Raw genomic sequence first — 13919 nt, forward strand, 5'->3', positions numbered from 1 at the left:
CATTTTTTCAAAAAAGTATTCCATTTTTCTTCATTTTCTTTTAGAATAAGTAATGTTTTCCTGAAAAAATATAAGAGAAACGTCTATTAGAGAAAAAGGTGACTTTAATAGTTGAACGAACATAACACCTAGAATGACAGATGGGGTGGTACAAATAGAAAAGAAGTTAGGTTTTTTTCCATTAATTGCATTAGTAGTCGGAACGATGGTTGGTGGCGGTGTTTTTAGTTTACCGCATGATTTAGCAGTAGGAGCAAATAGCGGCTCTATAATAATTGGTTGGTGTATTACAGCGATGGGAATGATTCCACTCGCGCTCGTATATCAAACGTTAGCAAGACAAAAACCGGAGCTTGAGGGCGGAATTTATAGTTATGCACGTGCTGGTTTCGGAGAATATATCGGATTTAACAGTGCTTGGGGATATTGGCTAGCAGGAATTTTAGGAAACGTTGCAACAATCATGTTACTGTTTAGTACATTAGGTTATTTCTTCCCCATTTTTAAAGGTGGAAATAATGTTGCGTCTATCGTTGGTGCATCACTTTTATTATGGACACTTCATTTTCTAATTTTATTTGGAATTCGTGAAGCATCTATTATGAATGTTATTGCAACGATAGGGAAATTAGTTCCAATCGTATTATTTATTGTTGTAATGGTAACGGCGTTTCGCTGGGATACATTTACACATGATTTTTGGGGAGAAGGAACTATATCAATTTCCTCTATACTTGGTCAGGTGAAAAATACAATGCTTGTAACTCTTTGGGTTTTCATCGGGGTTGAAGGAGCGGTTGTATTATCTGGTAGAGCGAAAAATAGCCGAGATGTTGGTAAAGCGACAGTACTTGGACTTATTTTAGTAATGTCTATTTATATTTTAATTTCTGTCTTGTCTATGGGAGCGATGACAAGAGGAGAGCTTTCCGTGTTAGAAACCCCGTCAATGGGACATGTATTAGAACATGTTGTTGGGACATGGGGCGCCGTTGCGATTAACATTGGGTTAGTTGCTTCACTAGTAGGTACATTAATAGGCTGGTTTTTACTTGTTTCTGAAATTTCCCACGTAGCAGGAAAAGATGGCGTGTTTCCGAAAGTCTTTACGAAAACAAATAAAAAACAAACGCCACATATGGCATTATGGATCTCAAATGGTGTTGCCCAAATTATATTTATAATCGTTCTGTTTTCAGAATCAACATATCAAATTATGTATTTTATTGCTTCAACATCAATTTTAGTACCATATTTATTATCAGCGTTATTCCAATTTAAATTAGTTATTACAAACGAACTAAAAGATGCAAAAGTAAAAAACGGCTCGTTAGCTTTAATTGCTTCTACTTATTCTGTATGGCTTCTATATGCAGCAGGTTTGAAAAATTTATTACTTGTTTCAATCGTGTATGGAATTGGGATTATTGTTTACATGTATGCAAGAAAAGAAAAAGGAAATCGTTGTTTTAAAGGTATTGAGAGATATGTAATGTGGGCAATTGTTATCGCAGCTATCACATCACTTTATATGTTATTAACTGGAAATATAAAAATGTAAAAGTCCTTTTAAATAAAGGGCTTTTTTCTTTGTCTAGAGAATATTTAATACATAAGATATTCAGGAGGGATGAAAATGGAAGAAAAAGAACAGTTAACCAGAATTGTTGATTTAGCGAGTGAAGTAAGGAAAGTATTAGTGCAAGAATCCTTTTTTAATCATCATCCTGAACTACGAGGAGTGATTGAAAATTTAGCGAGTGCTGTAGAAAATTTGGCGGAATTACAGCAAAATACAGATGAAAACGCTGAAGATCGATTACGATATGTACTTGCTAAAATGAAAATTGCTCATAATGCCATTTTACAAGAGAAAAAAGCATTTCCATCTCATTAATATACGTTTTAATTTTGAACCTGGCGGATAACGTCAGGTTTTTTGTTTCTAGTTTTTCGTTTCTTTCATACACTAAGAATAGTATGAAAAAAAGAAGGTGACGAAGGTGAGATTACATAAAGCTCTTCAGCCAAGTTTTATAAAAAGAATGTACTATATGAGGTTTATCGGAAAGTTTACAAAAGCAGAGAGAGAGAAGAATGGAGAGAACTTCTTTGTACAATGCCTATCGCCAATACCATTCACGTTACAAGAGCAATTAAAAAATGAACCATACGTATTTGAAGGTTTATGTAGCAATAAAAAGAATGAAAAAGTCTTTTCGGAATTAAAGAAAAGAAAATTAGAAAAGCAATTGGTTATGTTTCGTCTCTATTATGAAAGAGGACATATATACGTGGAGTTAATTTGTGCAGAAGAACCACGAGAAATGGCCAATGGCTATAAAATGATTCCAGTACCTAAAGTTTCCGAATACAAAAAAGGAGAGTCTTTAGAAAGAAAACTTGGAAATGGCTATTTGTCATTTCTAATGCCAAAATATCCGAAAGACTTTGAGCCTCCCGAATTATTGTGGCACGATGGAAGGTTATATGGAAATATATCTTTAAAGTCATCATCAATTAGTTCAATCGCATATTTTGAACAGCAGCGGGAATGTAAGTATATAGACTTAAATGACTGGATGAAGTATGTGGAAATAGTGGTAGAAGATCAATTGTATTTTGTAAGCAATCACATGTATGAGCAATTAAAAAAACGAATGACTGAAGAAGGTAAGCATGTAGAAGTAGAGGAAATAAAAGTGCACAAGGATGAATGGGAATGGGATGAGCGTGAATCCGTCTTTTTACAGTATGTAAAAAGTTTTGTACGTAATAAAGGGCTATATTTGGATGAAACGGACATTTATAATTTCCATATAAGTGCGAAAACAAATATGTTGACGATTCTAGGTGGTATACCAGGCGCTGGGAAATCCCGATTTGTGCAAGCTTATGCAGAAGCACTTGGATTACAGTATGGGGAAGAATTGGTTTGGATTCCGATTTCACCATCGTATCAAGAACCACATGATTTACTTGGTTACCTTCACCCAAATGGTACTTTTATTGAAAGTGAAACAAAATTAGTTAGGGCGTTAATGAAGGCAAAAGAAAATCAAAATCAACTATATATAATCGTTTTTGATGAAATGAATATGTCACATATTGAGCATTGGTTTACTCCATTTCTATCTGTTCTTCAACTTGAAAAGCAAAACCGTATTCTAAATTTGTATGAAGGTGTACAAGAAAAAGAAAATCCAATTCCATCAACAATTGAAATTGGTGAAAATATTATATTTGTAGGTACAGTAAATTTTGATGAAACAACGAAAGAACTCTCAGATCGATTATTAGATCGGACGAATTTAATAACGTTACAAAAGATTCCGTTTTGTGAGATGTGTATGGAACAAGAGAAAATTGTATTACAACCACCTCTGAAAGTAACTGCAGGAGAATTTCGTATAAGCTGGGTCAGGAATAAAGCGATGATTGAGGTGTTTTCTGAAGAAGAGTTAGAACTATTAGATAAGTTACATGTTGTATTGTCATCACATGATATGTCAAAGGGAATTTCATTTCGATGTGCAAACGCAATCGCTACTTACTTGCAAAATATACCGTTCCAAAATAATCATTCCTATATGATCAGTAGAGAAGAGGGATTTGATTTACAAATCAAGCAACGTGTATTGACGAAAATAAGAGGTACTGAAATGATGGTTGGGTCTTTACTTTCTGAAGACGTAAAAAGGGGGGCGACATTACTACCTCTTTTGCAATCGCCACTTGCAAACAGAGTATCTACATTTGAACACTCTTTAGCATATATAAGAGAAAAGCGTAGAGAACTGGAGCTGTATGGCTATGCAAAATGAAGGGCGATATGAAACAGAAATCGTTGATACGAAAGAAACACTCCCTTTTGTATTAAAGTTAATCATTGGAACTGAGGCAAAGGGGGAATATATTTTATTAAATCGTCTTTGTACATCTACTACAGCATTAGTTCAATGTATTTATAAAGTACAAGAATTAAAACCAATTAGATTGCATTACCATTATGAAAGTCCAATGAATATTACTTTTATATGGAATAAAGTATATGAGGGACAGAAAAATATAAAAGAGTCAAAATATGAAATAAATGAAAAAAAACAAAAGGTATTAATATATGAACATGGAAAAACGGAATTCTTTTATCCATGGCGTTGTGGATTATATCATTTTGAAGTGAATATAGAAGATAGAACGTATTATGGCGCATTTCAAATCGTTCCCAAAAATTTTTTTGATGATCAATTTGAAATGATTCAAAACTATGTAAAGTCAATTTTGAATGAGTTGATTTTAGATAGAGGTTATTATAAAAAGACTTTCTCTGCACTTAGTGATATTGAAGATTCTTCTTATTTAGTGTTACTTAGAAAGTTGCCGCAAAAAATGAAAAAGATAAAGCAAATTTTTAAGAAAATAGAATCGAGTTCAAAATTTATACATGAATATAAATGGGAAGAAAAAGAGCGGAAAGCAACGAGAAAAGGAGCCATAGTGGCGGAAAGAAAACCGTATGCAAAATATTATAATCGTAAGTTTATAGAACAAAAAAATAGTAAGGAAAATGCATTTCTTAAATTTAAAGCGATGCAATTTTATTTCTATTTACTTGAAGCTGAAAGTTTTTTGCGACAAACAATTGAAATATTAGAAAGAGCAAAAAGGAAGAAATCAGAAGAATTTCAAGCTGTAAAAACGATTATAGAAACAATTGAGCGTAATGGATCAGTGACCGATAGAGAGAAACAAAAATATAAAAATATTCATTTACTAAAAGAGGCGGATTTGCGAAAAAGCTCTATGAAGATACAAGAATATAAAATATTAGCGCACTTTGTACATGAAAGTGTACAATACTTTCAAACTTTAATGCATTCTCTATTTTGGAGAGAAGTTTCCGAAACAGGTAACATGTACTCACATGATTTACCGATACCACATCAACAACTACTACAGCATTTAGATGTACTTCCACAATATACAGAACAATCTCCATCTTTATTATTTGTTTATAAACCAACATTTTTAGTGTATGAATATTACGCTTTTTTTATCGTTATTTCCATGTTAGAGCAAATTGGTTTTGAGGCTAGAAATTCCATTCGTGAACAAATTCAAGAACATTTTTATGTAGATGGATTACAGGATGGAACGACAGTAGTTTTACACCGAGATGATATTAGAGTACATGTCGCATTTAATGATTTAATTGAAACTCATCCCCTTATTGCATTAAGTAAAGGGAGTAATTTTTATAATGGAGAAGATACGAAGAAGCCAGACATTCGCTTAGACTGTTATGTAAAGGAAGAAGGAAAATACGTATATCAATCTTCTATTATTATTGAAGTGAAGTATAGCCCAATGTACAACATTTTTCAGCACGTTGGAAATACGAAGGCAACTGAGCAAATGTATAAGTACTGGTCTATAAAATATGTAGAAGAACAGGATGGAAAGAGAGTCTATTATCGAAGGGCCATTTATGAAGTTATTTGTGTATATCCAGGAAGTCATATGCATAGTAAAAAAATTGAGTCTGGATGTGGTGTGTTCTTGCAATTATATCCATATAAAACGAAACAAGGGGAAGAGAAATTAGCCGGAAAACATGGAATGGTACAAATTTTTGAGAAGTGGTTAAAAAGCATGAAGAAGTAAAAAAATCCTTTTTTATAAAGGATTTTTTTAGCTTAAGAAGAAATATATGCTGTATGGAAGACAGCTTTATACGATTTGAATTTGAAAGTAATATAAATATATTGTTAGAAGAACGGTACATGAGGGATAAAAGACGATTAAGATGGAATTTAATTCGTTTTGCAGAATATAATAAGTCATAAATATTTTTAGTTGCATACGAAGATTTGTTCTTATATGATAGATAGTGAAAGCGTTATCAAAAACAGAGCGGCGATGGGAAAGGCGGGTAAATATGTTCCAGCGTGTTCAAACAAAAGAAGAACATTTTTGGTTCGAGCAACTATGGGGAGATTTTTGTGAAGAAAGAAACTTAATGTTCGTAGAACGTAATTTAAATCCATCACGATTTTTATTAATAGAAGATGAACATCATATTGGTACAGTAGAATGTATTAAGTATACGGAACCAGAGCAATCGAATTCTGAGTTTTTCTATCCGTTTTCTAAAAATGATTTAGTGAAAGATTTAAAAAATGTGTATGAAATAGGCAAGTTGAGTATTGCGAAAACGTCTCGTGGGAGAGGACACTTCAAAAGACTAACAGCTATTTTATTAATGCATGCATTAGAAACGAAAGCAGAATGGTATATTGCAGCAGTGACAAAAAGAATGTATATGTATTTATTAACACTCGGTTTCCCAATTGAACCGGTAGATAAGCCATTTCAGTTTCATGATACTTTACAAGGTGTACCAGTGCGAATTCATGCCCGAAAAGGGGCTACGCATTTGTATTCTTTAAAAGAATTTCGAGATGTGATTCAAGGGAATGCTCATGCACAGGCATTAATCGCAGAATACAGTAAGAATATTATGTTAACAAAATAAGGCGAAATGAATATATATAATAAAGAGAATACTATTTTAATATGAAGTCATTCTTCATGAAAAAAGACCCTTATTATTTTAATAAGGGTCTAAAAATTATAATCCAAATATACTAAAAATCATTTTGCGGCGCTTCGGCTTCTTTTCTCGTTCATATGTTGGTTTTGAATCGGGAGTAATATATATTGGTTCTTCTTTCTTGAGGGAAGCTTCTAGCTTTTGAATTCGCTCTAACATTTCCTCCATTTCACGGCGATGTTGTAAAAGTTGGTACGTAACAACATCATTTGCCTTATCTTGCATTTGTTCTTCCATTCGATCTAGCCTTCTCGTAATAGTGTTTAATTGAGCTGCTAATTGCTCAAATTCATGTGATGATTTGTTTTGAACGATTGTATTTACTTGAGTTTTTAATTCTTCAACATCATTTGATGATGTTTTTTGAGTAGGGTGAGAGTTTTGAGACTGCTCTATTTGTGAAAGATGGAATTCTAACATTTGATCTAAATCTTCTTGTGTGAAAATAAAGTGACCATATTTATTTTTTTCTATCGTAAGATTTAATTGTTGTGCAATCCGGACAACAGCCTTTGGGCTAACACCTAATTTTTTTGCGATAAATGGTGTTTTATATTCCAAAATAATCCCTCCTATATATATCCTGTTGAATGATTTCGATCTATGAAGGAAGTTCCCTTCTAGTGTGACAAAAGAAGTGTGGAATCGGCAAAGAAAGTGTTTTTTCACGAAATGAACCTGTGAAGAATATATCGTTTATATAAAATATTTTATCTTAAGATTTAGAACTATTTGACTAAGGGAAATGAATTAGATTATCATAATGATAAATATCTTTTTTATGTATGCATATAATATATAAAAAGGTGGTTGCTAATGTAGAATTTTGTTAGAGTATTAGAATGCTTACTTCACTTGAATAAAATTAAGTAGGAGGTGGCTTCCTTGCTTACAATGTAAGTAAGGAGAAGTATTTGGACATATATAGTATAAGTATAGTGATTGTTTTAATTGCCTTAACGGCATTTTTCGTCGCAGCAGAATTTGCAATTGTTAAAGTGCGAAGTTCACGAATTGACTATTTAATTGCAGAAGGAAATAATCGCGCAACATCTGTCAAAACAGTCATTACAAACTTAGACGAATATTTATCTGCTTGTCAGCTAGGAATAACAGTTACAGCTCTGGGGATTGGGTGGTTTGGTAAACCGGCGTTAAAGCAAATGTTTGACACGCTTTTTGTAAATTTGAACATTTCTACTCAACTAGCAGACATTTTTGCTGTAATTTTAGTGTTTTTGTTTATTACATTTTTACATGTTGTAATAGGGGAATTGGCCCCAAAAACATTCGCGATTCAAAAAGCTGAACAAGTGAGTTTGTTTGTTGCTAAACCGTTAATTTTCTTTTATCGTATGGCGTTTCCATTTATTTGGATCCTAAATGGATCAGCTCGAATTATTACGAAGTTGTTAGGGCTGAAACCACCGAAAGGGCATGATGAGGTTCATTCAGAAGAAGAATTACGGTTGTTAGTTTCAGAAAGTTACAAAAATGGAGAGATTAATCAATCTGAATATAAATATGTAAATAAAATTTTTGAATTTGATGATCGTATAGCGAAAGAAATAATGGTCCCCCGAACTGAGATGCATATTATAAGTAAAGAAATGCCTGCTGAAGAAGCTTTGCAAAAAATGTCTCGGGAAAAATATACGAGATATCCAGTTGTAGATGGGGACAAAGATCACGTAATAGGCTTTGTAAACTTTAAAGATATTTTCACAGATTTTGTGCAGCATAATGCAGTAAGTAATAAGAAAGTAGAGCAATATATTAGGCCAATCATTTTAGTTATCGACTCTATCCCAATACACGACTTATTTTTAAAAATGCAAAAAGAAAGAACGCATATTGCTATATTGATAGATGAATATGGTGGTACGTCTGGACTTGTTACAGTTGAAGATATTTTAGAAGAAATAGTGGGAGATATTCAAGATGAGTTTGATACGGATGAACAGCCAGAAATTCAACAAGTTAGTGAAACGAAAACAATACTAGAGGGAAAAGTACTTGTTAGTGAAGTGAATACGTTATTAGGTTTAACAATTGATGATAATGGTGTTGATACAATCGGTGGTTGGATTTTAACGAAGAATATAGAAATTGCTGAAGAGGATTTCATTGAAATTGAAAATTATAAGTTTTGTGTAAAAGAATTAGATGGACACTATATAAAGAGATTAGAAGTTACAAAAACTGTAGAATCAATTGTTATTTTAGAAGATGAAAAACAAATTCCATTTCAAGAACAAATTAGTTCGTAGACTCTGCTATATGGCAGGGTTTTTTTGAGCATAATATTTTTGGCAGAATAAGGGCTATGATACAATGGCATAAGCCAGACCTTTCACTAGGTGAAATATTGTTGTATACATATATTTGGAAGGAGAAGATTTATGAAAAAGCATTTATATATAAATGGAGATTGGAAGTCTGTAAACACTTATAAACCATTATACGCACCATATTCTGAAGAAACGTTAGCGGAAATTGCACAAGGAACGGAAGAAGATGTACAAGAGGCTGTTACTGCTGCAAAAAATGCAATGAAAAAAATGAATACATTATCTGCATATGATCGTGCGACTATTTTAGAGAAGGTTGCACAAAAAATGGATGAAAGAAGAGAAGAATTTGCAGAGATTATTGCAAAAGAGGCTGCAAAACCAATTCGTGCTGCGAGGGGAGAAGTAGATCGTACCGTTCAGACATACAAATTTGCAGCGGAAGAAGCGAAGCGTATATACGGCGAGACACTGCCACTTGATGCAGCACCTGGTGCAGATGGGCGTATTGCATACACAATACGAAAACCGATAGGGGTTATAGGAGCTATTACACCATTTAATTTCCCATTAAATTTAGTGGCACATAAAGTCGGCCCTGCAATTGCTGCCGGAAATACAGTTGTGTTAAAACCAGCTGATCAAACGCCATTATCGTCTTACGCATTAGTTGAATTATTTGAAGAGGCAGGATTGCCAAAAGGAGCTTTAAATATTATTTCTGGTCCCGGTTCAACTGTAGGTGAGGCGATAGTTACAAATGATGATGTTGCTTCCATTACTTTTACGGGAAGTCCGAAAGTTGGAATTGGAATTAAGGCAAAGGCTGGGTTAAAGCGAGTTACGTTGGAACTGGGATCAAATGCTGCTGTTATTATTGATGAAGATGTAGAATTAACAGATGAAGTAATTGAACGTGTAAAATGGGGAGCATATGTAAACAATGGACAAGTTTGTATTTCGGTACAACGTGTTTTTGTACATGAAAAGAGAATGGATGAATTTCTTTCAAAGCTAAAGATAGCGATGGAAACAGTTATTGTTGGTGATCCATTGCTGGAAGAAACGGACGTATCGGCTTTAATTTCGAAAAAAGATGTAGAGCGAATAGAAATGTGGGTGCAGGAAGCTATTAAGGAAGGTGCTACTGTTTTATACGGTGGTAAGAAACGTGATGCAAGGATTTTTGAACCAACTGTATTAACAAATGTTCCAGAGTATGTATCTGTTCAGTGCCAAGAAGTATTTGGTCCACTCATGACAGTAAATACATTTAAAGAATTTGATGAGGCAATTGAGCAAGTAAATCATTCACGTTACGGTCTACAAGCAGGTGTGTTTACAAATAATTTGTTTAAAGCAATGCGTGCAATTGATGAGCTAGAGGTTGGTGGTGTCATGATTAATGATATTCCAACGTTTAGGGTAGATCATATGCCTTACGGTGGTGTTAAGGAAAGTGGTACGGGGCGTGAAGGAATTAAATATGCAATAGAAGAAATGACAGAAATGAAATTAGTGTGTATTAAAAAGTAAAGTAGAGCGAGCTTAAATATCCTAATAAAAAACGAGCTGGAAATGTTTACGATTCCATACTCGTTTTTTTATTGTTTGTTTTACGTTTCTCGGAACGATTTAATTTAACCAAGTGTACCTTTTACTTCATTTCTTGTTTGAAAATAGCATCTTCTACATAAATTTGTTCTTTGTCAACAGCAGTGCTATGAGATAATACTAAACCGATTGGTGTTTCTATACCTTTATTTTGAACAATTGTAAAAGGAACATTTTTTTCATTTGCTAATTTAATGTATTTTGATAAATGTGGGTAAGCAATGCCACCATTTAGGAATATTTGTAATGATTGAGAAGAGCGCATGCTACTAGCTACTTCAGAATATACATTACTTTGCATTACTTGACCGATAGTTAAAGCGATTTCTACACGCTCACGTAACGTAGTTAAATACATATTACGTTCTTCTGGTTTGTTCTGCTTTTGGCCGTAAATGCCTTCTTGGAGATAATCTTCCACATTTTTATTTACCATATTTTTCACACCTTTCATTTTCTATTGTACGAAAGAATGAAGCAGGATGCAAAAAAAAGTCGCATCGAATGTAAAAAATTTTGAATGAAAGGAAGGAAAATGGAATGTATCAATCTAAACAATTAATAAGGACATTAAAAATTTTATCAACACATATTAACAAAATGTGACAATAATCTATTAACGAATCGCATTTTTTGTGTTAATATTCAAAATATAAAGGGTGTTCGTCGCATGGAAATGGAGGGAATGGGGGTTTTTCCAATCGATAAGGATATTAAAGAAGTATTTTGTTCGCACTTGAAAAACAACAGGCACCAATTCGTTGAGAACTGGAAAAACAAAATGATAATTTCCGATAAAGATCCATTTAAACTAGAAGCAGTTCAAAATGGAGAGGATTTATTAGAGTTAATTATCGAACTTACTATGGAAGAAAAAGATATAGATTATCTTCAGCCATTATGCGAGAAAATTGCTATTGAACGTGCAGGGGCAGATGCGAATATTGGAGACTTTGTTTATAATGCAAATGTGGGAAGAAATGAACTTTTCGAAGCGATGTGTGAATTAGATGTTAGCGCACGTGAATTGAAACCGATTATGGCCCAAATACATACTTGTTTTGATAAATTAATTTATTATACTGTTTTAAAATACTCGGAAATTATATCAAAAAATTTAGAGGAAAAACAGCAATATATTAACGAAACACATAAAGAAAGGCTGACGATTTTAGGGCAAATGTCAGCAAGTTTTGTACATGAATTCCGTAACCCACTCACTTCAATTATGGGATTTGTTAAATTATTAAAGGCAGATCATCCAAGTTTATCTTATTTAGATATTATTTCGCATGAATTAGACCAATTAAATTTTCGTATTTCGCAATTTTTACTCGTATCGAAAAAAGAAATGTGGAATAAATCAGAACAATTTTGGCTTAATGATTTGTTTCAAGATATTATACAGTTCTTATATCCGAGTTTGGTCAATGCAAATGTTTCGATTGAAAAGAATTTACCGTATCCAATTCCACTTGTTGGCTATCGGAGTGAAGTGAGACAAGTATTTTTAAATATATTAATGAACTCAATTGACGCTCTAGAATCAATGAAAGAAGAACGGAAAATTATCATTGATGTATTTGAAGAAGATCAATCGATTCGAATTGTGATAAAAAATAATGGGCCAATGATTCCAGCTGAAAGTGTAGAAATGATTTTCGAACCATTTGTAACTACTAAAAAGTTAGGAACTGGTATTGGATTATTTGTATGTAAACAAATTGTAGAAAAACATAATGGGTCCATCATGTGCCGTTCAGATAACGAATGGACAGAATTTCAAATTGTATTTCAAAAATAAACAGTCTACACCAAATGAATGGTGTAGACTGTTTTAATTCGTAAGTATAACGGCTTCTAATTTAGGATCTTTAGTTGAATAACCTAAAAGTGAAATTGTATATATGATGTTCGGTTCGACTTTGAAATTCGGTATAGTTAGTAAGACGCTGGGATTATCGGCGAGTGAAACTTCAATATCTGCTGTACCAGGACTAACTTCCAAAAAATCTGTTATTTGTTTAAAGAGTACATTTTCAAATAAATGATCTCCACCTTTTAAATCTACATTTACAACAGGGGTATCTGGAGAAAAATGTGCAAAGCGTATTTTTGCTTGACCAGCTGGTAAATGTGTATTATCAAGCATAGGTTGTAATTGTAGATGATTGTCACTATTTATTGCGGCAAAAGTATAAGTGTGATTCCCCATTATTGGTACTAAAGCTGAAAAGATGGGAGTTTCATCTCCAACAGGGACAATATCTATACGGTATTTACCTTGCACTAATGTTAAATAGGGACTAAATTGTTTAAATGAAATATTTTTAATAACCTTTTGCCCGTTTACTAAAATGTCAACCGCAGGTGTATTGGAAGCAGAGTGAAAAAAACGTATGTGTGACGGTAAAGCAGCTTCTTGTGAATCTCTTTTTTCATACGCCTGTACAAGTTTCGTAAGCGCATCGTAATATTTCATATATAGTTCTACATATTTTTTCGGATTTTTAAATTGATAGTAACGAGCGAGCTGTTCGTAACGTGCAGCTTCTTGTCCATATTTTTCGATTTCAGATTGAGACATGAATATTCCTCCTTTGTCATCATTAAAACTATATGCTTAACAAGAAAGAGGTTATGCGAAAAAATTGTTTTTTGAAGGAGAAAAGTTGAAAATTAATAAAGAGTATTGCTTAAGGATAAGTGTTTTTTAGGCGAAAGAGCCTTATAATTTTCTAGAGTATACAGCAATATATCATCTATGTTAGATGATGATGTACCGATTACAATGTATATTTCGAAATAAAAAACCTTAAGAGCGTATGAAGTAACATATCGAAAACATGTCCAAAAATCCTTAGGAAACTAGGGATTTTTTTAATAATGGGCAAATACACATACAAAGTGATAATTGTCCTACATAAATTATAAAGGAAAGGTAGTTTAAACATAAGGAAAGGAATAAAATATTGGGATGGGGATATCCAAAAAGGAATTGTGAATGGAGTTATGGACGATTTTGTGCTTTACGATGTAGGATGAATTTTGAATTTGTAACATTATTTTTTCTATTTACGTTAGCAAGTGGCAGTATTAACCGATAAAAGAGCGTCGTGCCGAACTGATTAATGTGGTTAATCGGTTCTTTTTTTATTGTATAAAACTGAGGAGAATGTATGTAAAATATAGGTTTCTATAAAAATAATTGCTATGTATTTAGTAGGATTAATTGTCGATATTTGTTTGAAAATATGCAATATAAAGTAGGAGAATAGGAAGGAGTTTAAAGGGAGTTTCGTCGAAGTTTACACAATGTCGGCAATTGAGGGAAGCTGATATTATGTTAAGAACATATGTAGTGAAGCGTTTATTTTATATAAAGGAGGGTTATTGGAGCG

Annotated in this window: 11 protein-coding genes; 8 read left to right on the forward strand and 3 right to left on the reverse strand. The window is 33.0% G+C overall.

From position 1 onward, the window contains the following. The first annotated feature begins 133 nt into the window (after positions 1 to 133). From DT250_RS16450 to DT250_RS16470, 5 genes are all read left to right on the forward strand, one after another. Entirely contained in the window at positions 134 to 1561 is a 1428-nt protein-coding gene (locus DT250_RS16450) for a basic amino acid/polyamine antiporter (protein WP_088063270.1), read from the forward strand. A 75-nt stretch (positions 1562 to 1636) separates the two neighbouring features. Beyond that, positions 1637 to 1897: a hypothetical protein gene (locus DT250_RS16455; protein ID WP_000391452.1), complete on the forward strand. Its 261-nt coding sequence runs from the start codon at positions 1637 to 1639 to the stop codon at positions 1895 to 1897. Between the two features lie 106 nt (positions 1898 to 2003). After that, positions 2004 to 3824 carry an AAA family ATPase gene (locus DT250_RS16460; RefSeq protein WP_149213351.1) on the forward strand — a complete coding sequence of 607 codons (1821 nt, stop codon included), beginning with the start codon at positions 2004 to 2006 and terminating at the stop codon, positions 3822 to 3824. After that, positions 3814 to 5664, forward strand: coding sequence for a hypothetical protein (locus DT250_RS16465; protein WP_149213352.1), 1851 nt, complete (start codon positions 3814 to 3816; stop codon positions 5662 to 5664). Before DT250_RS16460 ends, DT250_RS16465 begins: the two co-directional genes overlap by 11 nt. Positions 5665 to 5938: 274 nt before the next feature. Further along, complete coding sequence (locus DT250_RS16470) at positions 5939 to 6535, forward strand: hypothetical protein (protein ID WP_149213353.1); 597 nt, start codon at positions 5939 to 5941, stop codon at positions 6533 to 6535. Positions 6536 to 6631: 96 nt separating this feature from the next. Here the strand turns inward: DT250_RS16470 and racA are convergent, their stop codons facing one another. Further along, positions 6632 to 7174: a chromosome-anchoring protein RacA gene (racA, locus tag DT250_RS16475; RefSeq protein WP_088063272.1), complete on the reverse strand. Its 543-nt coding sequence runs from the start codon at positions 7172 to 7174 to the stop codon at positions 6632 to 6634. A gap of 353 nt (positions 7175 to 7527) precedes the next feature. Between racA and DT250_RS16480 the strand changes: the two genes are divergently transcribed. Further along, the gene (locus tag DT250_RS16480; protein WP_002108356.1) at positions 7528 to 8883 is read left to right on the forward strand and encodes a hemolysin family protein; all 1356 of its coding nucleotides are present in this window, start codon (positions 7528 to 7530) and stop codon (positions 8881 to 8883) included. Positions 8884 to 9015: 132 nt separating this feature from the next. Beyond that, positions 9016 to 10440 carry an aldehyde dehydrogenase family protein gene (locus tag DT250_RS16485; protein WP_048546594.1) on the forward strand — a complete coding sequence of 475 codons (1425 nt, stop codon included), beginning with the start codon at positions 9016 to 9018 and terminating at the stop codon, positions 10438 to 10440. 121 nt (positions 10441 to 10561) lie between these two features. Here DT250_RS16485 and DT250_RS16490 read toward each other — a convergent pair whose 3' ends face one another. Beyond that, a complete protein-coding gene (locus DT250_RS16490; RefSeq protein ID WP_000247570.1) occupies positions 10562 to 10954 on the reverse strand; it encodes a YueI family protein in 393 nt (130 codons plus the stop codon). A 234-nt stretch (positions 10955 to 11188) separates the two neighbouring features. On the opposite strand from DT250_RS16490, the gene DT250_RS16495 reads away from it, so the two are divergent. Beyond that, positions 11189 to 12322 (forward strand): BA2291 family sporulation histidine kinase, encoded by a 1134-nt coding sequence (locus DT250_RS16495; RefSeq protein WP_000425101.1) that lies wholly within the window; start codon positions 11189 to 11191, stop codon positions 12320 to 12322. A 33-nt stretch (positions 12323 to 12355) separates the two neighbouring features. Here DT250_RS16495 and DT250_RS16500 read toward each other — a convergent pair whose 3' ends face one another. Then, positions 12356 to 13105, reverse strand: a complete 750-nt coding sequence (locus tag DT250_RS16500) for a DUF4397 domain-containing protein (RefSeq protein ID WP_088063273.1) — start codon at positions 13103 to 13105, stop codon at positions 12356 to 12358. Between the last annotated feature and the right edge of the window lie 814 nt (positions 13106 to 13919).

The sequence above is a fragment of the Bacillus sp. AR2-1 genome, from assembly GCF_008368755.1.
GTDB lineage: Bacteria > Bacillota > Bacilli > Bacillales > Bacillaceae_G > Bacillus_A > Bacillus_A wiedmannii.